The organism is Arthrobacter sp. BF1 (assembly GCF_056680215.1).
In genome coordinates, this window is sequence record NZ_CM155271.1 from 1,803,667 (window position 1) to 1,822,977 (window position 19,311).

Here is a 19,311-nt window from a genome sequence, read left to right on the forward strand (position 1 = left end):
GCGGGGCAACGAAGGCTAGGGCGTGTTCGTGCCGATGTTGGCGGTGACCGCCGATGTCAGCCGGATAAGCTCGGCCGGGGCCAGTTCGATATCCAGGCCGCGCTTGCCGCCGGAAACCAGCATGGTGCGGAGGCCGAGTGCGCTCCCGTCAATCACTGTCGGTGAGGCCTGGCGCTGGCCGAGCGGCGAGATGCCGCCCAGGACGTAGCCGGTGCGCCGTTGGGCTGCAGCGGGGTCTGCCATGGAAGCCTTCTTGGCTCCCAGAGCGGCGGCGAAGGCCTTGAGGTCAAGGTTTCCGCTGACCGGCACCACTCCCACTGCCAGCCTGCCCTCCACTTCGACCATGAGCGTCTTGAACACCATTTCGGGGGCGATGCCCAGGGCTTCGGCCGCCTCCGTGCCGTAGCTGGCCGCGGTCGGATCGTGCACGTAGGGGTGCAGCACAAAGGGAACGCCGGCAGCAGCCAATACTGCTGTTGCCGGCGTTCCCTGTGAAGAACTCTTGCGTCCCATGGCCAGTTCGGTTGGACCTCAGGCCTCGAGCCGCTGGATGGCGGCGACCTTGCGCTTGATCCGTCCCAACATGGCGGTCATGCCCCTCATTCGCAGCGGGGTGATGGCACGCGTGAGGCCCAGCAGTTCGGGCATGTCATCCGGAACGGCCAGGATTTCCGCGGCGCTGAGCCCATCGAGTCCTTCGTGCAGCACCCCGGCGAATCCCCGAGTCGTGGGGGCCTCCGGTGGTGCTTTGAAGTAAAGCCGCACCGCGTCGGCCGGGCTGCCGGCGTCGTTCTTTTCCGTCTCAATGGTCAGGAACAGAGGTGACTGGCATTCGACTACCTGCTCAAGGAGTTCCGGGTGGTCCTTCAACCGGTCCGGAAGCTCAGGGAGCCCCTGGGAGAATTCCAGCAACAGCTGGAGCCGCTCGGGTTCGGTCAGGGCCTGGAAGTCGTCGATTATTTCCGCCAGGGCGGCGGGGAGGGCTTGGGTATTCATCAGGTCCAGTTTACGCCGGTACCGTGCCGCGCTCGGTTCCCTTGGCGATCGGGACACGGACGGCGTTGCCCCACTCGGTCCAGGAGCCGTCGTAGTTGCGTACAGTCTCGAAGCCCAGGAGGTACTTCAGGGCGAACCAGGTGTGGCTGGACCGTTCGCCGATGCGGCAGTATGCCACGACGTCGTCGCCTTCCTTGAGGCCGGCCTCACCGAGGTAGAGTGCCTCCAGTTCGCCGCGGTTGCGGTACGTGCCGTCGCCGGCGGCCGCACGTGCCCAGGGGATCGACGCGGCCGTCGGGATGTGGCCGCCCCGCAGCGCGCCTTCTTCCGGGTAGGCGGGCATGTGGGTGCGCTGGCCGGTGTATTCCTCGGTGGAACGGACGTCGATGAGCGGCTTGCCGAAGTGTGCCAGCACATCGTCCTTGAACGCACGGATCGGGGCATCGTTGCGCTCCACCACCGGGTACTCACCGGGTGTGGGCGAAGTCCGGTCGGTGGTCAGCTTGTGGCCTTCGGCGATCCACTTGTCCCGGCCGCCATCGAGCAGGCGGACATCCTCGTGGCCGAAGAGGGTGAAGACCCACAGGGCGTAGGCGGCCCACCAGTTCGACTTGTCCCCGTAGATAACCACCGTGGTGTCACGAGAGATGCCCTTCGACGCCGCGAGGGCGGCGAACGCCTCACCGTCCACGTAATCGCGGGTCACTTCATCGTTGAGGTCGGTGTGCCAGTCAATCTTGACGGCGCCCGGAATGTGTCCCGTCTCGTAGAGGAGGACGTCTTCATCGGACTCCACCACCACGAGCTTGCCGTCAGCCACGGCGCCCGACTCCAGCGCGGTGGCAAGCCACTCAGTGGACACCAGGCGCTCCGGGTTGGCGTAGGCGGCAAACTTCTCGTTCTGTTCAACGGCGTAGGGCATGGTGATGGCCTTTCCTCGAGGTGTATGGCGGATCTGCACATGGTCCGAACCTCACTCCAGCCTAGCCATGGCAGTCCTGCATGTCCGCCCGGCCGTTAACCGGGGGAAATATGGTCTTCGTCACGCGGTGGTCATTGACGGCGGCCTTGCGGGGGAGGGCCGGGCCGTTGCCGGTATCCTTTCTGGGGACAACCCACCAGCAGAACGGACCACCTTGGTACAGATCGAACAGCTTGCCGCACGCACTCCGGCGGTATCGGTGGATGAACTCCTCAAGGGTTTTTATCCTTCCCCACGGTTTGGCCAGGTCTCCTTCGCCAGCTACCGGCCGGACCCCAACCAGCCGTCCCAGGCGGCGGCGGTCAAGGCGTTGGAGGGATTCGCAGCCGGCGTCGGTGCCGGCGACGGTGCCGGGCTGTTCAAGAAGCTTTTCGCCAAGAAGGTCGAAACCAGGGCAGGGATCTACCTGGACGGCGGCTTCGGCGTGGGCAAGACCCACCTGCTGGCGTCACTGTGGCACGCCGCTCCGGGGCCCAAGGCCTTTGGCACGTTCGTGGAGTACACCAACCTGGTGGGCGCCCTGTCGTTCCGCAAGACGGTTGAGGCCCTGAGCCACTACAAGCTGGTGTGCATTGACGAATTCGAGCTCGATGATCCGGGCGACACGGTGCTGATGTCCCGTCTGATGCGCGAACTGGCCGACGCCGGCGTGAAGCTCGCTGCGACGTCCAACACCCTGCCGGGCTCGCTGGGCGACGGCCGCTTTGCCGCCGTCGACTTCGCCCGTGAGATCCAGGTCCTTGCGGACCAGTTCGACGTCATCCGGATCGACGGCGAGGACTTCCGCCACCGCGGCCTGCCGGCTGCCCCGGCCCCGCTGAAAAACAGCCAGCTCTCTGCCCAGATGAAGGCCGAGTTTGACGGCAAGACGGTGGCACAGGACGAATTCAGTTCGCTGATCGGCCATCTCGCCGGCGTGCACCCGAGCCGGTACCGGCAGCTCCTCGACGGCATCGACGGTGTGGTGTGGCGCAACGTGGAAACCATCACCGAGCAGGCAGTTGCCCTGCGGTTCGTGGTGTTGGCGGACCGCCTCTACGACAAGGATGTGCCCATCCTGGCCAGCGGCGTCCCCTTCGACAAGCTGTTCACGGACGAGATGATGCACGGCGGCTACACCAAGAAGTACTACCGCGCCGTATCGCGCCTGACCGCATTGGCACGCGAGGGCCAGAACCACGAGCCGTCCTAGGCCCGCGTCGGCTGCCGTCCTGTCGGCGCCAACCCGGTTAAACGCCAAAGGTGTGGGTGCCGCCTCCCGGCGGGACCCACACCTCCTTGACGTACCAGGGCAAAGCCCCGGTCAAATCCTTGTTACGGAGCCCGGTCTACCGGCGGAACCGGCGGAACAGGGTTGACCGGCGGTACCTGCTCGCTGGCAGGAGTCTCGCCTAGTGTTCCGTTTTTATCAACGAGGTTGGAAGCGCCATCCTGGATCTTGTCGACGTGCTCGGCGTACTTGCCGCCGGTCTTGGTGTCGACGAAGTCCCCGGCCTTGGTGATGCCGTCCTTGATGGCCTGCTCGTTGCCATGGATCAGACCCTGAGCCTTGCCCTTGAGATCGTCAATTAGTCCCACGAGCACCTCCCTTCAATCGCGGAGCCAGGTCGCTCCTCCGCAACCGATCCTAGCCCTGTCTTCGGGGCGTGCCAAGGAAATAAGGCGTGGTGGGCGTTCGCTTGCAGCGGATGCATCGTCCACTCTCCCGGCTCCATCAGGATTGGTCGTCACAGCACCGTGTTGGGGGACCGTGCCCGGACTGTTCGGGACCTATCCTGCTGGAACAACGGCGGGAAAACGGGCAACAAAAAAGCAGCTCACGAGGAGCTGCTGCTGTGGGCGATACTGGGATCGAACCAGTGACCTCTTCCGTGTCAGGGAAGCGCGCTACCGCTGCGCCAATCGCCCGGAACCGGACGACCGGCTTGGTGGGGGGTGTATCTGGGAGAAGAGAGCGGACGACGAGATTCGAACTCGCGACATCCACCTTGGCAAGGTGGTGCTCTACCAGCTGAGCTACGTCCGCGTATGAAGTATTTTTCGGCAGAGCCAAAAGTACTGCATGAAGCAAGTTGCCTTGCTTGGTGGGCGATACTGGGATCGAACCAGTGACCTCTTCCGTGTCAGGGAAGCGCGCTACCGCTGCGCCAATCGCCCATTGCCATCCGGGTAAACCGGAAAACCATGGTTTTCACCGAGGTGGGTACGGGATTCGAACCCGTGTAAACGGCTTTGCAGGCCGCTGCCTCGCCTCTCGGCCAACCCACCGTGTAAGCGCGGGTTCCGAAGAGCCGTTGCCGTGACAGTGTCCTGCGAGCGGACGACGAGATTCGAACTCGCGACATCCACCTTGGCAAGGTGGTGCTCTACCAGCTGAGCTACGTCCGCATGTTGACTGTTGATTCCGTGCCGTTTCAGGCATTTCCTCGCGTTCCAACGAGTAAGAACTCTATAGGAGGTTGAGGGAAACTCCAAATCGGGCATCCCGGAACGGAGACGACGGCCGTGGATCCCTGCAATCTAGGGGTTTTTGCGAATTACAGGCATGTAATTCATGGCAGGCGCCATCTCGATTTCCATAAACCCGGTCGGGTCCGCTAGCATTCAAAGGCATCGGGCGATTGGCGCAGTGGTAGCGCGCTTCGTTCACACCGAAGAGGTCACTGGTTCGAACCCAGTATCGCCCACCGAGGAATCAGGTCCGTTTCCGCTCAAGCCGAGCGGGGACGGACCTTTTTTGTGCCCCGCATTTTGTCAGCCCCCTGTGAAAGAGTCTTTGTATGACTGATCCACTCCTTGCCCACGCCACGGAATATGGCCGTATGTACGCCCGGTCCACTTCCGAACAGTTCTCCGTTCCGTCCATCACCACTGTGATCGGCCAGCAGCCGCACGGGTTGGATGGCTGGTTCGGCTACATGGGTGCCAGCAGCCTGGCCAAGGACCCCCTGCTTGCTGACTGCCTGGGCAGTCCGGCCAAAATCCGGCAGGCCGTTAATCGGGCTTCAAGGGCGGCCGAGACGTACCGTGATGACGCCGCCAAACGAGGTGACCGTGTCCATAACTACTGCGAGCAGGTGGCGCTCCGGGCGCTGGGACGGCCGCACGCCATGAAGGAAACCCGCGAGGCCCTGGCAGCCAACGGTGAAGAAGCCTTTGCACTGCGGTTTGATGAGTGGTGGGAACTCTACGATGTGGAACCCATCGCCCCCGAAATCACCGTCTGGAACAAGTCCGTGGGCTATGCCGGGACGCTGGACCTTGTGGCCCGCATCAACGGCCGCATCTGCCTCATCGATTACAAGACCAAAGGCACCACGCGGGACGGCACCGTCAAGCCGCTGGATGACAAGGTGGTCATGCAGCTCGTGGCCGGCATGAAGGCCGAGGAAAGCCTGGTGGACCCGATTGCCGGGGAGTGGGAGGCATGGAAGTACGGCGAGAACCCGTTGCTTCTTGCCGTAGCCATTGGTGAGACCGAGGTCCGGCCGGTCCGCGCCAACCCGGAGGTCCTCAAGCATCACTGGTGGAAGTTCTGCGCCCTGCGCCGCGTATGGGAGCTCTCCGCGGACACGCTCGCCGCGGGTACGGCCCTCCTTCCGGTAGCTCCGCCACCGTCAGTGCAGGCACGCAGCGCCTAGCAGTACTGGCGGCAGCCGGGGATCAGTCCCGGCAGCGGAGCCCCTGCGCCTAAACTGGATAGGTTCGCCACCACCCACCGTGAGGAAAGACAACACATGGCCATTCTGAATATCCGCATCATTGGTGATCCCGTGCTCCGCACGGTGGCCGATCCTGTGACGGAATTCGGGCCCGAGCTCGCCAAGCTCGTTGCGGACATGACCGAGACCATGGAGGACGTGGAGGGCGCAGGCCTGGCCGCGCCCCAGATCGGTGTCAGCCAACGCGTCTTTACTTACCGCGTGGGTGGCGTTGACGGCCACATCATCAACCCGGTTTTGGAAAACAGCGAGGATTACCAGCCCGACCACGTGGAAGGCTGCCTCTCCATCCCGGGTCTGGGATTCCCCGTCCGCCGGTTCAGGGCCACAAAGGTCACTGGCGTGGACCTTCACGGGAATCCCGTCACGGTCGAGGGGGAGGGCATGCTGGCCCGCTGCTTCCAGCACGAGACCGACCACCTGGACGGCGTCCTCTACACCGACCGCCTCGAAGGCGAGGACCGGAAGAGTGCTCTGCGCTCCATCCGGAATGCCAACTACGACGCCATCACTGAACGCACGACGGCGAAGCGCGCCAAGACAGTCGGCTCCAGTTTTGGGGGCGGCAGCTTTGGCGGGTCAAGTTTCGGCGGCGGAACGAACTCATGAGGGTCCTTTTTGCGGGTACACCTGCGGTCGCCGTTCCGTCCTTGGATGCCCTTGTCGAGGCTGGCTTTGACGTTGTTGCCGTCCTGACCCGCCCGGACGCGCCGATTGGCCGCAAACGCGTGCTGACGCCGTCGCCCGTTGCCGCCCGCGCCGCCGAGCTGGGCATCGACGTCATCCACGCCACCCGCGTTGATGACGCCGTCACGGCGCAGATTGCCGCCGCCAAGCCGGACGTGGCCGCCATCGTGGCCTATGGGGGACTGATTCCCCGGGCTGCCCTTGATGTCCCGCCGCACGGCTGGATCAACCTTCATTTTTCCCTCCTTCCCGCGTGGCGCGGTGCTGCCCCGGTGCAGCGGGCCGTTATTGCCGGCGACGACGTGACCGGCGCCGTCACCTTCCTTCTGGAAGAAGGGCTGGATACCGGGCCTGTCTTTGGGACGCTAACCGAAAGTGTCAGAACGGACGACACCGCGGGGGCGCTGCTGGAGCGGCTGTCCCACGGCGGGGCCGTGCTCCTCGCACAGACACTGTCGGCGGTGGAAGCCGGAAAGGCGGCACCGCAGCCGCAGGCGGGGGATGTTTCGCTGGCGCCCAAACTGACCCTCGATGATGGCCGGCTCGACTGGAAGCAGCCCGCGCTGGCTATCGGGAGGCGGGCCAGGGGAGTCACTCCCGAGCCCGGGGCCTGGACCACTCTGGAGGGTCAAAGGGTCAAACTGGAACCCGTTCGGCTTCGGCCGGGCGCCCCCGCCCTGGCACCGGGGGCGGTGTTCCTGGACGGTAAAAACGTGCTGGTGGGGACGGGGTCCCACGCGGTGGAGCTGACCAGGATCCAGCCTTCCGGCAAGAAAATGATGGCCGCAGCTGATTGGGCCCGCGGCATGGCTTCACTTGAAAGCGTGGTGTTCGAATGAGCGAGTCCGGCGGTAATACAGGCGGCCGTGGCAGGAGTGGCGGCGGAGGCGGCCGGGGCAAGGGCGGACCGCGCGATTCAAGCACCCGCAATGCCCAGGGCCGGGAACGGAACCGAAGCTCCGAGAAGAGTTTCACCGAGAACGCCCCTGCCCAGCGCACGCGCCGGGCGGATCCGGCGCGCCTGGTGGCCTTTGAAGTCCTGCGGGCAGTCGCCGCGGAGGACGCCTACGCGAACCTGGTGCTCCCTTCCCGCATCCGCCATCACGGCCTGGACAAGCGCGACGCCGGCTTCGCCACCGAACTGAGCTACGGCGCCCTGCGGGGCCAAGGCACCTACGATGCCATCCTGGCCCGCTGTGTGGACCGGCCGTTGGACCAGCTGGACCCTGCCATCCTTGACGCCCTGCGCATCGGCGTCCATCAGCTGTTGGCCATGCGCGTCCCAGCCCACGCTGCCCTGGACCAGACAGTTGGCCTGGCCCGCGCTGTGATCGGCGCAGGCCCGTCCGCCCTGATCAATGCGGTGCTGCGGAAGGTTTCGGCACACACCCTTGAAGAGTGGCTTGAACTCTTGGTAGCCGGCGAAAGCGATGAAACCAAAATCGCATCCATTCGCTACGCCCACCCGGAATGGATTGTCCGGGCCATGCGGCAGTCCCTGGTGGCGCACGGACGGTCCGCGACGGAAATCAACGACCTGCTGGAAGCCGATAACGCAGCTCCTGTGGTCAACCTGGTGGCCCTTCCGGGCTTGGGCAGCCTTGATGAGGCGTTGGAGAACGGTGCCACCCCTGGTGAACTGGTGGAGGGCTCGGCACTTTCCAGCGGCGGGGACCTCGGCAGGCTCGCCTCGGTGCGCGAAGGCAGCACCCGAGTCCAGGATGTTGGCTCGCAGCTGGTGGCCCGGGCCATGGCCGCCGTTGACCTGGGTCCTCGAACCAACGGAGGGGCCGGTGCCACCGGCGAAGCGTGGCTGGATCTCTGTGCCGGTCCGGGCGGCAAAGCCGCACTCCTCGGCGCCCTCGCCCGGCAACAAGGTGCCACGCTGCTCGCCAACGAGCCGGCCCCGCACCGTGCCAAGCTCGTGAGCCAGGCCCTGTCCGCAGTGCCGGAGGATGTCTGGCGCGTCCGGACCGGGGACGGCCGGGAGGTGGGCACTGAACAGCCCGAATCCTTCGACCGGGTCCTGGCGGATGTTCCCTGCAGCGGACTCGGTGCCCTTCGGCGCCGGCCGGAGTCCCGCTGGCGCCGCACGCCCAAGGATCTGGCCGACCTTGGCCCGCTGCAGCGTGCGCTCCTCACATCCGCACTGGACGCCGTCCGTCCCGGCGGAGTGGTGGCCTATGTGACCTGTTCACCGCACCCGGCCGAAACCACCGCCGTCGTCACGGACGCCCTGCGGAAGCGCGACGACCTTGAACTGTTGGACGCCGGCGCGGTACTGGACGGCGTGAGCCTTACAGGAAACCTGGGGGCGGGCCACAACTCCACCGCCCAGCTCTGGCCGCACATCCACAGCACCGATGCCATGTTCCTGGCCCTCATCCGCAAAAAGGCCTGACCCGTGAAAGGTTCACCCATGCCGCAGTGCTGCATCAACCCGAGCATTCTGTCCGCCGACTTCGTCAACCTCGAAGCCGAACTGCAGCGGATCAGCAACGCAGATGCCGTCCACGTTGACGTCATGGACAACCACTTTGTCCCCAACCTCACCCTCGGGCTGCCGGTGGTCCAGCGGATCCAGGCTGTCAGCCCCGTCCCGCTGGACGCCCACCTGATGATCTCCGACGCGGACCGCTGGGCGCCCGGCTTCGCCGACGCAGGGCTGGCGTCGGTGACCTTCCACGCCGAGGCATCCATTGCGCCGGTCAAGCTTGCCAGGGAACTGCGGGCCCGTGGTTCCAAAGCCGGCATGGCACTTCGTCCGGCCACCGCGGTGGAACCGTACCTGGACATGCTTGAAGAACTGGACATGCTCCTGATCATGACCGTGGAGCCGGGTTTCGGTGGGCAGGCTTTCCTTGACCTGACCCTCCCCAAGATCCGCCGTGCGCGCGCAGCCATCGACGGCTCCGGGCTGGAGGTTGCCCTCCAGGTCGACGGCGGCATCACCGAGGAGACCATCCTCCGGGCCGCCGAGGCGGGGGCCAACGTCTTTGTGGCCGGCTCGGCCGTTTACGGTGCCGAGGACCCGGCCGCAGCCATCGGGCGGTTGCGCGAGGCCGGCAGCCTTAAGTTACGCAGCGGGTCCGGGGAATAGTCTTGGCTGCTTAGCAGTTATGCCACAATAGCAACACACAATACGTGCTCCGGGGTCGGTGTAAGTCCGAACCGGCGGTGATAGTCCGCGACCCGCGAGCCGGCGCTTTCCCCTACCAGGGAGGGAACCGGCGGACGGTTGAACTGGTGAAATTCCGGTACCGACAGTTAAAGTCTGGATGAGAGAAGCACGTACAGCTGTATCTGCGGCGTCATGGCGACGCCGCGGCCTTCTGCTGTCGTATACCCCCGGAGCCATCGCGGTTCTAGAGGGAAGGAACGACACACACATGAACCCCTTGCGATGGCTCTTTGAAGCCAGGCTGTCCCATGTACGGGACGCCGAAAACGCCAAAACGGTGGCCGCCGTATGACCGGGGCCGGCACGGTGACGGCGTTCAGCACCGCTGAGACCGCCGCCATGGACGCAGCCCTCGATGCCGCCCTGCGCGGGCCGCGCGGAGCGAACCCGCTGGTGGGCGCCGTCGTGATCGATCCCGAAGGCCGGCACCTGGTGACCGGGTACCACCGCGGCGCCGGGACCCCCCACGCCGAAGCGGACGCGATCAACCAGGCGGAGGCGGCCGGGCTGGACCTGACCGGCTGCACGATGGTGATCACGCTGGAACCTTGTGACCACAGCGGCAGGACTGGACCCTGCACGCAGGCGATCATCGCCGCAGGGATCAAAGACGTGGTGTATGCCGTCGACGACCCCCATGACCCCGCCGCGGGCGGCGCAGCCACCCTGCGGAAGGCCGACATTAAGGTTCGAAGCGGGCTAGCCGCCGTCGAGGCCTTCGAGCTGAACCGCCAATGGTTCCTGGCCGTAGCCGCCCAACGGCCCTTCGTGACCCTGCACATCGCCCAGACTTTGGACAGCCGGATCGCGGCGGAGGACGGCACCAGCCAATGGATTTCGTCCCCGGAATCGCTCGCGGACAACCACGGCCTGCGGGGGCGGATCGACGCCATTCTTGTGGGTACCCAGACGGTGCTAGTGGACAACCCGCGCCTGACCGCGCGTGACGCGTCAGGTGCGGAGATAGGAAAACAGCCGCTGCGCGCCGTGATGGGAATGCGGGAGATCCCTGCCGATGCCGCAGTCCGCGGCGACGACGGCCACGTGCTCCACCTGCCAACGCGCGATCCCCAGGAGGCCTTGTCGCTGCTGTACGCGGCAGGAATCCGCCACGTCATGGTGGAAGGCGGCTCGCGTATCCTCAGCTCCTTCCTTGCCGCCGGGCTCGTGGATGAACTCATTGTCTACCTCGCGCCCACCCTGCTGGGCTCCGGAACACCGGCCCTGAACGGCTTGGGAATCACGACGCTCGCAGACGCCCGGCACTGGGAATGGGACCCGTCCGACGGCGGCGCGGTGCTGACGCTGGGACGCGACCTGAGGCTGCACCTCCGTCCGGAACCACTTGAAGCTTTGGAACCACAACCAGCCCGCACTGCCGCGGAACCAGCCATGGGAGGCTACTGATGTTTACCGGAATTATTGCCGAACAAGGACAGGTGCTGTCCGTGGAGCGTGACGGTGATAACAGCGCAACCCTCCGGCTGCATGCCCCGGGTACTACCGACGGACTTGCCCTCGGCGGGTCCATCGCCGTGAACGGCGTATGCCTGACTGCCACCGAAATTGATGGCAAGGACTTCAGCGTTGACGTCATGGGCGAAACCCTGGTGCGCAGCACTATCGGCGAGCTCGCCGCCGGTGATTCGGTCAACCTGGAGCGTTGCGTCCCGGCCGGCGGGCGGCTGGACGGCCACGTTGTGCAGGGCCATGTGGACGGCGTCGGGCACTTGGTCGAACGCGAAGCCCTGGGCAACTGGGAACGCCTCCGCTTTGCCGTGCCGGCCAACCTTGCCCGCTATATCGCGGAAAAGGGCTCCATTGCGATCGACGGCGTTTCGCTCACCGTCACGGCGGTCGGCCCGGCGGCGGAGACCGAACCCTGGTTCGAAGTGGGGCTGATCCCCACCACCCTCGCGGACACCGGGCTGGGAGCCAAGAGCATCGGCAGCCGCGTCAACCTTGAAGTGGATGTGCTGGCCAAGTACACCGAACGGCTGCTGGCATTCAGCACCGGCGCAGCAAACGGAGGAACCCGATGAACGCTACAGCCCGCCTCGAGCGCGCCGCGAAGGCGGCGCCGCACCCCGACACAGCCAGGGGGCTTGACCAAGTGGAAGATGCCGTCCGCGCCATGGCCGCCGGCCTGCCCGTACTGGTGGTTGATAACGAGGACCGCGAAAACGAAGGCGACATTATCTTCGCGGCCCAGCATGCCACGCCGGCCCTGATGGGCTGGACCATCCGGTACAGCTCCGGTGTCATCTGCGTCCCGCTGACCGGGGAGCGCGCAGACGCCCTGGGGCTGCCTCCCATGGTGGCCGTGAACCAGGACGCGAAGGGTACGGCCTACACCGTTTCCTGTGACGCGGCAGCGGGCGTCAGCACCGGAATTTCCGCCACGGACCGTGCGCTGACCGCACGCGTGCTGGCAGATCCCGGTGCCGGACCGGCCGCCGTGACCCGCCCGGGGCATATTTTTCCGCTCCGCGCCGTTAACGGGGGAGTGCGTGAACGCCCCGGCCACACCGAAGCGGCCGTGGACCTCTGCCGGCTTGCCGGACTGGAGCCGGTGGGCGTAATCGCCGAGGTTGTGTACGACGACGGTGAAATGATGCGGCTCGACGGGCTGCGCGCATTCGCTGCCGAACACGGGTGCCCCTTGATCTCGATTGAGGACTTGGTGGCTTACCTTGAAGCGGGGGCCGCGGTTCCCGCCGACAGTAACACCGGGCTGGGCGCCCGGGCGGAGTAGAGGAGTAACGATGACGGTTTCCGGAATTTCGGACGACAGCCACAATAACGGCCACCACCGCGGGGCAGCCAGCAACGGCCATGCCCACCACCCGGTGAGCGCCGGCCCTATCGTGCAGCTGCCCACCGCCTTTGGCGACTTCATTACGCAGGCCTGGACGGACCTGGTCACGGGCGCCGAGCACCTCGCTGTGAGCTCCCCCAATCCTCCCAAGGACGGCGTTGCGCCCCTGGTCAGGCTCCATTCAGAGTGCCTGACCGGCGACGTCTTCGGTTCCTACCGTTGTGACTGCGGGGAACAACTGGCCTATGCCTTGGAGATGATCAACGAGTTCGGCGGCACGCTGCTGTACCTGCGCGGGCAGGAAGGCCGGGGGATCGGCCTGGCCAACAAGATCAAGGCTTATGCCCTCCAGGAAGCCGGTTTTGACACGGTGGAGGCCAACGAGCAGCTCGGCCTGCCGGTGGACGCGCGCTGCTACAAGGCTGCCGCCCAGATCCTGGCTGAGATGGGGCTCCACGAAGTACGCCTTCTCAGCAACAACCCTGACAAGCAGAACAGGCTGGCCCAGGCCGGCGTACGGGTCGTGGAGATGGTGCCCACCGAGGTGCCGTCCCGCGACCAGAACATCCGCTACCTGCAGACCAAAAAGGACCGCATGGAGCACCGGCTGACGCTGGACACCCACGTTGCATCGGTGCCCGGCGCCGCTGCTGACACTTTCGCCCTCGAACAAGACTGAACGGACCAGATACACGCATGAGCGGACACGGCGCACCAGATATCGACCTCACTACCCTGAACCCGGCGGAAACGTCCCAACTGAGGCTGGCCATTGTGGCCGCCAGCTGGCACACGCAGATCATGGACGGACTCCTGGACGGTGCCTTGCGCGCCGCCAAAGACGCAGGCATCAGCGAACCCACCGTCCTGCGGGTTCCAGGAGCCTTCGAGCTTCCGGTCGCTGCCGCGCGGCTGGCGCCGCACTTTGACGCAGTGGTGGCCCTCGGCGTCGTGATCCGCGGCGGCACGCCGCACTTCGAGTACGTCTGCCAGGCGGCGACGTCGGGACTTACCGATGTGAGCGTCTCCACCGGAGTGCCGGTTGGCTTCGGCGTGCTGACCTGCGATACGGAGCAGCAGGGCCTGGACCGCGCGGGCCTTCCCGGCTCCAACGAGGATAAGGGCCACGAAGCAGTGACGGCGGCCCTGGCCACGGCCGTTCTCCTCAAGCAGTACAAGTAGGACTCCGACAAACAGCAACTGGCGGGCGCGTGTGTGTTCTCTCACATCGTGCCCGTCATGCGTCGGCCCGACAGGCGCCGTCATGCCCGCAGCAAGTAGGCTGTAGGGCGTGAAGAATTTCGAGACGCTGTTCGCTGAACTGAGTGAGAAGGCAGCCACCCGTCCGGCAGGCTCCCGCACCGTCGCTGAATTGGAGTCCGGAGTCCACGGCATCGGCAAGAAAGTCGTGGAGGAAGCAGCCGAAGTATGGATGGCCGCTGAGTATGAATCCGATGAGGCCGCGGCCGAGGAAATTTCCCAGCTGCTGTACCACCTGCAGGTTCTGATGCTCGCCAAAGGTTTGACCCTGGAAGACGTCTACAAGCATCTGTAGCCACTGCGCACTGTGCGGACTTCCCGGTCCGCCTCTGCTCCCTGTGGCCCGTTTGCCTGATCAATAGACCTTCAACAAGAAAGACCCCCCATGCTGCGAGTAGCCGTCCCCAACAAGGGCTCCCTGTCCGAAGCCGCCTCAGCCATGCTGTCCGAAGCCGGGTACCGCCAGCGCCGCGACACCCGCGAATTGGTCATGATGGACCCGGACAACGGCATTGAGTTTTTCTTCCTCCGCCCGCGCGACATCGCCGTCTACGTCGGCCGCGGAACGCTCGACGTCGGCATCACCGGCCGCGACCTGCTGCTGGACGCTGAGGTGGAAGCGGATGAACTGCTGCCTTTGGGCTTTGCCGCCTCCACGTTCCGTTTCGCCGGACCGGTGGGGGACTTCACGGCAGTTGAAGAGCTTGAAGGCAAGCGCCTGGCCACCAGTTATGACGTGCTGCTGCGCGGCTACCTCGGTGAGCGGGGCATCAACGCCACAGTGGTCCGGCTCGATGGCGCCGTGGAATCCTCCGTGCGCCTGGGCGTCGCGGACGCCATTGCCGACGTCGTCGAAACCGGGAACACGCTCAAGGCCGCCGGCATGGAGATCTTCGGTGATCCGATCCTCAAATCCGAGGCGGTCCTGATCCGGCGCACCGGGAAAGGCGGCGCCGCGAACGGCACCGCTAAGGAGATCGAAGTACTCATCCGCCGCCTGCAGGGCGTCCTGGTGGCACGGCAGTATGTCCTGATGGACTACGACATCCGCAAGGAACTGGTGGAGCAGGCCGCAGCCCTGACGCCCGGCCTGGAGTCGCCCACGGTCTCGCCGTTGCGTGACTCCGAGTGGGTGGCCGTGCGGTCCATGGTCCCGAAGAAGGAAACCAACCGCATCATGGACGAGCTCTACGACCTGGGCGCCCGCGCCATCCTGGTCAGCAGCATCCACGCCTGCCGCATCTGAGCCTTTCGCCGCGTAGCGCCGCAGAACCCACCCGAAAATTCCAGGAGTACCCATGGCTGTAGCAGTCCGAGTCATCCCGTGCCTCGACGTCGACGCCGGACGCGTTGTGAAAGGCATCAACTTCGAGGGGCTCCGCGACGCCGGTGACCCTGTGGAGTTGGCGCACCGCTACGACAACGCGGGCGCTGACGAACTGACGTTCCTGGATGTCACGGCGTCTTCGGGCAACCGGGAAACCACGTTCGACGTGGTCCGGCGAACCGCGGAGGAAGTATTCATCCCGCTGACCGTTGGCGGCGGCGTCCGCGGCGTGGCAGAGGTGGACAAGCTCCTGCGCTTCGGCGCGGACAAAGCCTCCATCAATACTGCAGCCGTAGCCCGGCCGGACGTCATCAACGAAATCAGCAGGCACTTCGGCTCCCAGGTGCTTGTCCTGTCCGTCGACGCCCGCCGGACGCGCCCCGGGTCCGAGCCAACGCCGTCGGGCTTTGAAGTAACCACCCACGGCGGACGCACCGGCACCGGCATCGACGCCATCGAGTGGGCCAAGGAAGCCGCCGACCGCGGCATCGGAGAAATCCTGCTGAACTCCATCGATGCCGACGGCACCAAGGACGGTTTCGACCTGGAGCTCATCCGCCTGGTCCGGGCCGCTGTGAAGGTGCCGATCATCGCCTCGGGCGGAGCCGGGGAACCCGCCCACTTCCCTCCGGCCGTGGCTGCCGGCGCCGACGCCGTGCTCGCCGCCTCGATCTTCCACTGGGGCCCGGACAACATGATGGCCCAGGTCAAGCAGGCCATCCGCGAAGCAGGCTTCGAAGTCCGCTAGTCCCCACCCGCTTAACCACAACGCGGGGATCCTTCTGTGGAAGGATCCCCGCGTTGTTTTTGTGCGCAGTGCTTTTTGTTAGAGGCCGACTTCGGCTGACTGCAGGAGCGCGACGGCGTCGGGCTGGCCTTCGAACGTGACGAGGGCGTGGCGGGTGCGGCCGTGGGCGTGCATCAGCAGTTCACCGGGCTCGCCGACGATCGCCACCGAAACGCGTGCGCGCTTGGCTACATGGCGGGGGCCGGAGGGGCGTACCAGCACAATGCCGAGGTCCACGCCGCGGTAGAGGATCGCGGCCCGTTTGATGAGCTCGTCCCAGAGGGCATCAGAGTACGCCTCGTCCAGGGCACGCGGAGCCCAGCGGTCACCGGCCCGGCGGATGTCCTCAGTGTGGACGAAGTATTCGATCAGGTTGGAGCTCTCGTCCAGGGCCTTGATCTTCATGGGCGACAGCGCCGGTGGGCCGCCGCGGAAAGTGTTGACGAGGCCCGTGTAGTCGTCCGCGGTCTTCAGCTTGGCGGCGAGCTTGGCGGTGGCCTTATCGGAGGCCTTGGACAGGCTCTTGATGATGAGGCCCAGACCCACGGCAGCCTTGCGTTCGCGCAGGTAAAGGTGCGCGGCAAGGTCCCTGGTGCGCCAGCCTCGGCAGAGGGTGGGGGCATCAGGGCCGGCCGCCAGGAGGGTTTCGGCCAGGACTTCTCGGGACGGGTCAACGTAATGCATCACTTGTGAAACTAGCACGAGAGCGCGGAAGTTGGGCAGGAGAACCGCCATGGCACGAATGCCGTTGGTAACACACGCTTGTATGCCGGCCGGGGCATATTCGGGCCCCTCTTATCAGGCACTAGACTTGACCTGATGTCTGAGCAGCCCGCCCCCGCCCCCTTACCTGTCCCCGCCCCTGCCGCCAGCCCGCTTCCGCCGGCTGTAGCCGCAGCCCTCAAGCGTGACAGCGCCGGTCTCGTTGCCGCCGTGGTCCAGCAGTTCGACACCAATGAGGTGCTGATGCTGGGGTGGATGGATGATGAGGCGCTGCACCGCACCATGACCAGCGGCCGGGTCACTTTCTACTCCCGGTCCCGGCAGGAATACTGGCGCAAGGGGGACACTTCGGGCCACGTCCAGTGGGTCAAATCCGTGGCCATGGACTGCGACGGCGATGCCCTGCTGGTCAGGGTCGACCAGGTCGGCGCGGCCTGCCACACGGGCACCCGGACCTGCTTCGACGGGCGTGCACTTGACGTCCAGGCAGGCCCGGCCCTCTGACCCACCCCCTGCGACGGAACCCGCCGCAGGCTTCATACCCAGCATAAAGACTGACGCCGCCCGCGGCGGCACACAAGAACAGGCGGAGAACCATAGCCATGCAGGACCTTGGAATCATCAGCCCGGGCCTCGAGGAGTTCCGCGAACTCGCCGGCACCAGCCGGGTCATCCCTGTCACGCTCAAGGTGTTGGCGGATGCTGAGACGCCCATCGGCCTGTACCGCAAGCTGGCCAACGGCCAGCCGGGAACTTTCCTGATGGAGTCCGCTGCGGTGGGCGGCACTTGGTCCAGGTACTCCTTCATCGGCGCGAAATCCCGGGCCACGCTGACCACCAAGGACGGCCAGGCCCACTGGCTCGGCCAGCCCCCTGCAGGCGTGCCCTTGGACGGCAACCCGGTGGACGCCATCCGCGACACCGTCGAAGCGCTGCGGACCAGCAGGTTCGAGGGGCTCCCGCCGTTCACGTCCGGCCTGGTCGGCTTCCTCGGCTGGGAAACCGTCCGTCACTGGGAGCGCCTCACCAGCCCGCCCGAAGATGACCTCCACCTTCCCGAGCTGGCACTGAACCTGGTCACGGACATGGCCGTCCATGACAACCACGACGGCAGCGTGCTGCTCATCGCGAACGCCATCAACTTCGACAACAGTTCCGAGCGCGTGGACGAGGCCTGGCACGATGCCGTGGCCCGGGTGAAAGCCCTCCTCACCAAGGTCAGCACACCGGTGGCGCAGCCCGTCTCCGTCCTGGAACCCGCTGCCATGGACTTCGCCTCCAGCGTCGAGGAGCGCTGGGCCGAACCCGCTTACCTGGAGGCACTGGACCGCGGCAAGGAAGCCATCGTGGACGGTGAAGTCTTCCAGGTGGTGATTTCCCGCCGCTTCGAAATGGAGTGCGGAGCCTCACCCCTGGACGTGTACCGGGTCCTGCGCAACACCAACCCCAGCCCCTATATGTACCTCTTCAGCCTCGAAGACGCCGACGGCCGTGAGTACACCATCGTCGGGTCCTCACCGGAGGCCCTGGTAACCGTGACCGGTGACGAAGTCATTACGCACCCCATTGCCGGTTCGCGGCCCCGCGGCAAGACGGTTGAAGGCGACAAGGCGATGGCCGAGGAACTCCTGGCAGACCAGAAGGAACGCGCCGAGCACCTGATGCTGGTGGACCTGTCCCGCAACGACCTGTCCAAGGTCTGCGTAGCCGGCACGGTGGACGTCACCCAGTTCATGGAGGTGGAACGGTTCAGCCACATCATGCACCTGGTTTCCACGGTGGTGGGCACACTGTCCCCGCAGGCCAAGGCCTACGACGTCCTCAAAGCAACCTTCCCGGCAGGTACGCTCTCAGGCGCCCCGAAGCCCCGGGCCCTGCGGCTGCTCGACCAGCTGGAGCCGCACCGCCGCGGGATCTATGGCGGCGTGGTGGGCTACCTGGACTTCGCCGGCGACATGGACATGGCCATCGCCATCCGCTCTGCCTTGCTGCGTGAAGGCCGGGCCTACGTCCAGGCCGGCGGCGGCATCGTGGCGGATTCGGTGAACCCCACCGAAGCGATCGAAACCGTGAACAAGGCCGCGGCCCCGCTGCGTGCGGTGCACACGGCCGGATCGCTGCGCAACATCACCGCAGAGTCACTGCCCGAACCGGGGAAGGCCCGCGAATGACCCCCGTCTGGGCCCGAAAATCCACGCTGGTCCTGCTGATCGCCGTGCTGGCCCTGGCAGTCTTCGGCACCACCACCCAAACCTGGATCACGGTCACCCTCGACCCGGCCCAGGCCGGCCAGGCCGTGGGGGGCAAGAACGCCCTCGCGGTCCAGGGCAGCAAGGCAGCCACCGCCGTTACTGCACTCGCACTCGTGGCATTGGCCGGCGGGCTGGCCGCGTCCATTGCCGGGAGGATTGCACGGTGGGTCATTACCGTCATCGTGGTCCTCGCCGCGGCCGGCATCATCGCTGCAGCCGCCACGGTGCTGGCTGATCCGCTGGCCGCAGCGCAGGGGTCAATTGCTGCCGCCACCGGGGTCACCGGAAGCAGCGCGGGAGCCGACGTGACCGCCTTCCCTGTGCTCGCCGTCGTCGTCGGAATCCTGCTGGCGCTGGGCGCCCTGCTGATCGTCCCGGCAGGCCGGTACTGGAAGTCCCGCACCAAATATGACGCGGCCGCCTATGGTGCCGCGGCAGGAAGTTCCGCCGCGGCCGCAGGGCCGGTGGATGAGATCGACAGCTGGGACAGGCTCTCGCGCGGCGACGATCCCACCTGAGCTTGGCCGGCAGTCACCGGAACAAGACTCCCAAACCAGGGCCCGGCCCGCCGATGGG

At 65.8% G+C, this 19,311-nt stretch carries 22 protein-coding genes, 6 tRNA genes and 1 riboswitch; of the genes, 18 read left to right on the forward strand and 10 right to left on the reverse strand.

The window, feature by feature from the left end; translation table 11 throughout:
- Positions 1 to 15: 15 nt before the first annotated feature.
- From ybaK to AC1MCD_RS08400, 3 genes are read right to left on the reverse strand one after another with little or no spacing between them, the layout of a single operon-like run.
- The gene (ybaK, locus tag AC1MCD_RS08390; protein ID WP_498677569.1) at positions 16 to 513 is read right to left on the reverse strand and encodes a Cys-tRNA(Pro) deacylase; all 498 of its coding nucleotides are present in this window, start codon (positions 511 to 513) and stop codon (positions 16 to 18) included.
- Between the two features lie 18 nt (positions 514 to 531).
- Complete coding sequence (locus AC1MCD_RS08395; protein WP_498677571.1) at positions 532 to 996, reverse strand: SufE family protein; 465 nt, start codon at positions 994 to 996, stop codon at positions 532 to 534.
- Between the two features lie 10 nt (positions 997 to 1,006).
- Complete coding sequence (locus AC1MCD_RS08400) at positions 1,007 to 1,918, reverse strand: sulfurtransferase (RefSeq protein WP_498677573.1); 912 nt, start codon at positions 1,916 to 1,918, stop codon at positions 1,007 to 1,009.
- 214 nt (positions 1,919 to 2,132) lie between these two features.
- Here AC1MCD_RS08400 and zapE point away from each other — a divergent pair, with 214 nt between their 5' ends.
- On the forward strand, positions 2,133 to 3,170 hold the full coding sequence (zapE, locus tag AC1MCD_RS08405; protein ID WP_498678241.1) for a cell division protein ZapE: 1,038 nt from the start codon (positions 2,133 to 2,135) through the stop codon (positions 3,168 to 3,170).
- Positions 3,171 to 3,292: 122 nt separating this feature from the next.
- Here the strand turns inward: zapE and AC1MCD_RS08410 are convergent, their stop codons facing one another.
- The 6 genes from AC1MCD_RS08410 to AC1MCD_RS08435 all read right to left on the reverse strand — a co-directional run bounded on the left by AC1MCD_RS08410 (position 3,293) and on the right by AC1MCD_RS08435 (position 4,366).
- Positions 3,293 to 3,556, reverse strand: coding sequence for an antitoxin (locus AC1MCD_RS08410; protein ID WP_498677576.1), 264 nt, complete (start codon positions 3,554 to 3,556; stop codon positions 3,293 to 3,295).
- A gap of 258 nt (positions 3,557 to 3,814) precedes the next feature.
- Positions 3,815 to 3,886: transfer RNA gene (locus AC1MCD_RS08415), tRNA-Val, on the reverse strand.
- A gap of 45 nt (positions 3,887 to 3,931) precedes the next feature.
- Positions 3,932 to 4,004 (reverse strand) — tRNA-Gly (locus AC1MCD_RS08420).
- A 56-nt stretch (positions 4,005 to 4,060) separates the two neighbouring features.
- Positions 4,061 to 4,135: transfer RNA gene (locus AC1MCD_RS08425), tRNA-Val, on the reverse strand.
- 40 nt (positions 4,136 to 4,175) lie between these two features.
- Positions 4,176 to 4,246, reverse strand: a tRNA-Cys gene (locus AC1MCD_RS08430).
- Between the two features lie 47 nt (positions 4,247 to 4,293).
- Positions 4,294 to 4,366: transfer RNA gene (locus tag AC1MCD_RS08435), tRNA-Gly, on the reverse strand.
- 227 nt (positions 4,367 to 4,593) lie between these two features.
- Between AC1MCD_RS08435 and AC1MCD_RS08440 the strand changes: the two genes are divergently transcribed.
- The 14 genes from AC1MCD_RS08440 to hisF all read left to right on the forward strand — a co-directional run bounded on the left by AC1MCD_RS08440 (position 4,594) and on the right by hisF (position 15,721).
- A tRNA-Val gene (locus tag AC1MCD_RS08440) sits at positions 4,594 to 4,665 on the forward strand.
- A gap of 93 nt (positions 4,666 to 4,758) precedes the next feature.
- Complete coding sequence (locus AC1MCD_RS08445; protein ID WP_498677579.1) at positions 4,759 to 5,619, forward strand: cytochrome; 861 nt, start codon at positions 4,759 to 4,761, stop codon at positions 5,617 to 5,619.
- Positions 5,620 to 5,715: 96 nt separating this feature from the next.
- Complete coding sequence (def, locus tag AC1MCD_RS08450; protein ID WP_498677581.1) at positions 5,716 to 6,309, forward strand: peptide deformylase; 594 nt, start codon at positions 5,716 to 5,718, stop codon at positions 6,307 to 6,309.
- Positions 6,306 to 7,226, forward strand: a complete 921-nt coding sequence (fmt, locus tag AC1MCD_RS08455; RefSeq protein ID WP_498677583.1) for a methionyl-tRNA formyltransferase — start codon at positions 6,306 to 6,308, stop codon at positions 7,224 to 7,226. The genes def and fmt overlap by 4 nt, the downstream gene beginning before the upstream one ends.
- A complete protein-coding gene (locus AC1MCD_RS08460) occupies positions 7,223 to 8,788 on the forward strand; it encodes an RsmB/NOP family class I SAM-dependent RNA methyltransferase (RefSeq protein WP_498677586.1) in 1,566 nt (521 codons plus the stop codon). The genes fmt and AC1MCD_RS08460 overlap by 4 nt, the downstream gene beginning before the upstream one ends.
- An 18-nt stretch (positions 8,789 to 8,806) precedes the next feature.
- A complete protein-coding gene (rpe, locus tag AC1MCD_RS08465) occupies positions 8,807 to 9,487 on the forward strand; it encodes a ribulose-phosphate 3-epimerase (RefSeq protein ID WP_275213734.1) in 681 nt (226 codons plus the stop codon).
- Positions 9,488 to 9,527: 40 nt separating this feature from the next.
- Positions 9,528 to 9,682, forward strand: a riboswitch (FMN riboswitch).
- Between the two features lie 174 nt (positions 9,683 to 9,856).
- A complete protein-coding gene (ribD, locus tag AC1MCD_RS08470) occupies positions 9,857 to 10,975 on the forward strand; it encodes a bifunctional diaminohydroxyphosphoribosylaminopyrimidine deaminase/5-amino-6-(5-phosphoribosylamino)uracil reductase RibD (protein ID WP_498677587.1) in 1,119 nt (372 codons plus the stop codon).
- On the forward strand, positions 10,975 to 11,610 hold the full coding sequence (locus AC1MCD_RS08475; protein WP_498677589.1) for a riboflavin synthase: 636 nt from the start codon (positions 10,975 to 10,977) through the stop codon (positions 11,608 to 11,610). Before ribD ends, AC1MCD_RS08475 begins: the two co-directional genes overlap by 1 nt.
- Positions 11,607 to 12,323 (forward strand): 3,4-dihydroxy-2-butanone-4-phosphate synthase, encoded by a 717-nt coding sequence (gene ribB / locus AC1MCD_RS08480; protein ID WP_498677591.1) that lies wholly within the window; start codon positions 11,607 to 11,609, stop codon positions 12,321 to 12,323. The genes AC1MCD_RS08475 and ribB overlap by 4 nt, the downstream gene beginning before the upstream one ends.
- A 10-nt stretch (positions 12,324 to 12,333) precedes the next feature.
- The gene (ribA, locus tag AC1MCD_RS08485; protein WP_498677593.1) at positions 12,334 to 13,065 is read left to right on the forward strand and encodes a GTP cyclohydrolase II; all 732 of its coding nucleotides are present in this window, start codon (positions 12,334 to 12,336) and stop codon (positions 13,063 to 13,065) included.
- A gap of 17 nt (positions 13,066 to 13,082) precedes the next feature.
- Entirely contained in the window at positions 13,083 to 13,568 is a 486-nt protein-coding gene (gene ribH, locus AC1MCD_RS08490; RefSeq protein WP_498677595.1) for a 6,7-dimethyl-8-ribityllumazine synthase, read from the forward strand.
- Between the two features lie 109 nt (positions 13,569 to 13,677).
- The gene (locus AC1MCD_RS08495) at positions 13,678 to 13,941 is read left to right on the forward strand and encodes a phosphoribosyl-ATP diphosphatase (protein WP_028270786.1); all 264 of its coding nucleotides are present in this window, start codon (positions 13,678 to 13,680) and stop codon (positions 13,939 to 13,941) included.
- A gap of 90 nt (positions 13,942 to 14,031) precedes the next feature.
- The gene (gene hisG, locus AC1MCD_RS08500) at positions 14,032 to 14,892 is read left to right on the forward strand and encodes an ATP phosphoribosyltransferase (protein ID WP_498677599.1); all 861 of its coding nucleotides are present in this window, start codon (positions 14,032 to 14,034) and stop codon (positions 14,890 to 14,892) included.
- 52 nt (positions 14,893 to 14,944) lie between these two features.
- Positions 14,945 to 15,721: an imidazole glycerol phosphate synthase subunit HisF gene (gene hisF / locus AC1MCD_RS08505; RefSeq protein WP_498677603.1), complete on the forward strand. Its 777-nt coding sequence runs from the start codon at positions 14,945 to 14,947 to the stop codon at positions 15,719 to 15,721.
- Positions 15,722 to 15,799: 78 nt separating this feature from the next.
- Here hisF and AC1MCD_RS08510 read toward each other — a convergent pair whose 3' ends face one another.
- Positions 15,800 to 16,444 (reverse strand): TIGR03085 family metal-binding protein, encoded by a 645-nt coding sequence (locus AC1MCD_RS08510; protein WP_498677605.1) that lies wholly within the window; start codon positions 16,442 to 16,444, stop codon positions 15,800 to 15,802.
- A gap of 135 nt (positions 16,445 to 16,579) precedes the next feature.
- Here AC1MCD_RS08510 and hisI point away from each other — a divergent pair, with 135 nt between their 5' ends.
- The 3 genes from hisI to AC1MCD_RS08525 all read left to right on the forward strand — a co-directional run bounded on the left by hisI (position 16,580) and on the right by AC1MCD_RS08525 (position 19,253).
- Complete coding sequence (hisI, locus tag AC1MCD_RS08515; protein WP_498677606.1) at positions 16,580 to 16,987, forward strand: phosphoribosyl-AMP cyclohydrolase; 408 nt, start codon at positions 16,580 to 16,582, stop codon at positions 16,985 to 16,987.
- A gap of 98 nt (positions 16,988 to 17,085) precedes the next feature.
- The gene (locus AC1MCD_RS08520) at positions 17,086 to 18,654 is read left to right on the forward strand and encodes an anthranilate synthase component I (RefSeq protein WP_498677609.1); all 1,569 of its coding nucleotides are present in this window, start codon (positions 17,086 to 17,088) and stop codon (positions 18,652 to 18,654) included.
- A complete protein-coding gene (locus AC1MCD_RS08525) occupies positions 18,651 to 19,253 on the forward strand; it encodes a Trp biosynthesis-associated membrane protein (RefSeq protein WP_498677612.1) in 603 nt (200 codons plus the stop codon). The genes AC1MCD_RS08520 and AC1MCD_RS08525 overlap by 4 nt, the downstream gene beginning before the upstream one ends.
- The last annotated feature ends 58 nt before the right edge of the window (positions 19,254 to 19,311 follow it).

What these genes read in the sequence shown, in the direction of transcription:
- ybaK (WP_498677569.1), bottom strand. Translation starts at nt 513, where the DNA reads ATGGGACGCAAGAGTTCTTCACAGGGAACGCCGGCAACAGCAGTATTG.
- AC1MCD_RS08395 (WP_498677571.1), bottom strand. Translation starts at nt 996, where the DNA reads ATGAATACCCAAGCCCTCCCCGCCGCCCTGGCGGAAATAATCGACGAC.
- AC1MCD_RS08400 (WP_498677573.1), bottom strand. Translation starts at nt 1,918, where the DNA reads ATGCCCTACGCCGTTGAACAGAACGAGAAGTTTGCCGCCTACGCCAAC.
- AC1MCD_RS08445 (WP_498677579.1), top strand. Translation starts at nt 4,759, where the DNA reads ATGACTGATCCACTCCTTGCCCACGCCACGGAATATGGCCGTATGTAC.
- def (WP_498677581.1), top strand. Translation starts at nt 5,716, where the DNA reads ATGGCCATTCTGAATATCCGCATCATTGGTGATCCCGTGCTCCGCACG.
- fmt (WP_498677583.1), top strand. Translation starts at nt 6,306, where the DNA reads ATGAGGGTCCTTTTTGCGGGTACACCTGCGGTCGCCGTTCCGTCCTTG.
- AC1MCD_RS08460 (WP_498677586.1), top strand. Translation starts at nt 7,223, where the DNA reads ATGAGCGAGTCCGGCGGTAATACAGGCGGCCGTGGCAGGAGTGGCGGC.
- rpe (WP_275213734.1), top strand. Translation starts at nt 8,807, where the DNA reads ATGCCGCAGTGCTGCATCAACCCGAGCATTCTGTCCGCCGACTTCGTC.
- ribD (WP_498677587.1), top strand. Translation starts at nt 9,857, where the DNA reads ATGACCGGGGCCGGCACGGTGACGGCGTTCAGCACCGCTGAGACCGCC.
- AC1MCD_RS08475 (WP_498677589.1), top strand. Translation starts at nt 10,975, where the DNA reads ATGTTTACCGGAATTATTGCCGAACAAGGACAGGTGCTGTCCGTGGAG.
- ribB (WP_498677591.1), top strand. Translation starts at nt 11,607, where the DNA reads ATGAACGCTACAGCCCGCCTCGAGCGCGCCGCGAAGGCGGCGCCGCAC.
- ribA (WP_498677593.1), top strand. Translation starts at nt 12,334, where the DNA reads ATGACGGTTTCCGGAATTTCGGACGACAGCCACAATAACGGCCACCAC.
- ribH (WP_498677595.1), top strand. Translation starts at nt 13,083, where the DNA reads ATGAGCGGACACGGCGCACCAGATATCGACCTCACTACCCTGAACCCG.
- hisG (WP_498677599.1), top strand. Translation starts at nt 14,032, where the DNA reads ATGCTGCGAGTAGCCGTCCCCAACAAGGGCTCCCTGTCCGAAGCCGCC.
- hisF (WP_498677603.1), top strand. Translation starts at nt 14,945, where the DNA reads ATGGCTGTAGCAGTCCGAGTCATCCCGTGCCTCGACGTCGACGCCGGA.
- AC1MCD_RS08510 (WP_498677605.1), bottom strand. Translation starts at nt 16,444, where the DNA reads ATGCATTACGTTGACCCGTCCCGAGAAGTCCTGGCCGAAACCCTCCTG.
- hisI (WP_498677606.1), top strand. Translation starts at nt 16,580, where the DNA reads ATGTCTGAGCAGCCCGCCCCCGCCCCCTTACCTGTCCCCGCCCCTGCC.
- AC1MCD_RS08520 (WP_498677609.1), top strand. Translation starts at nt 17,086, where the DNA reads ATGCAGGACCTTGGAATCATCAGCCCGGGCCTCGAGGAGTTCCGCGAA.
- AC1MCD_RS08525 (WP_498677612.1), top strand. Translation starts at nt 18,651, where the DNA reads ATGACCCCCGTCTGGGCCCGAAAATCCACGCTGGTCCTGCTGATCGCC.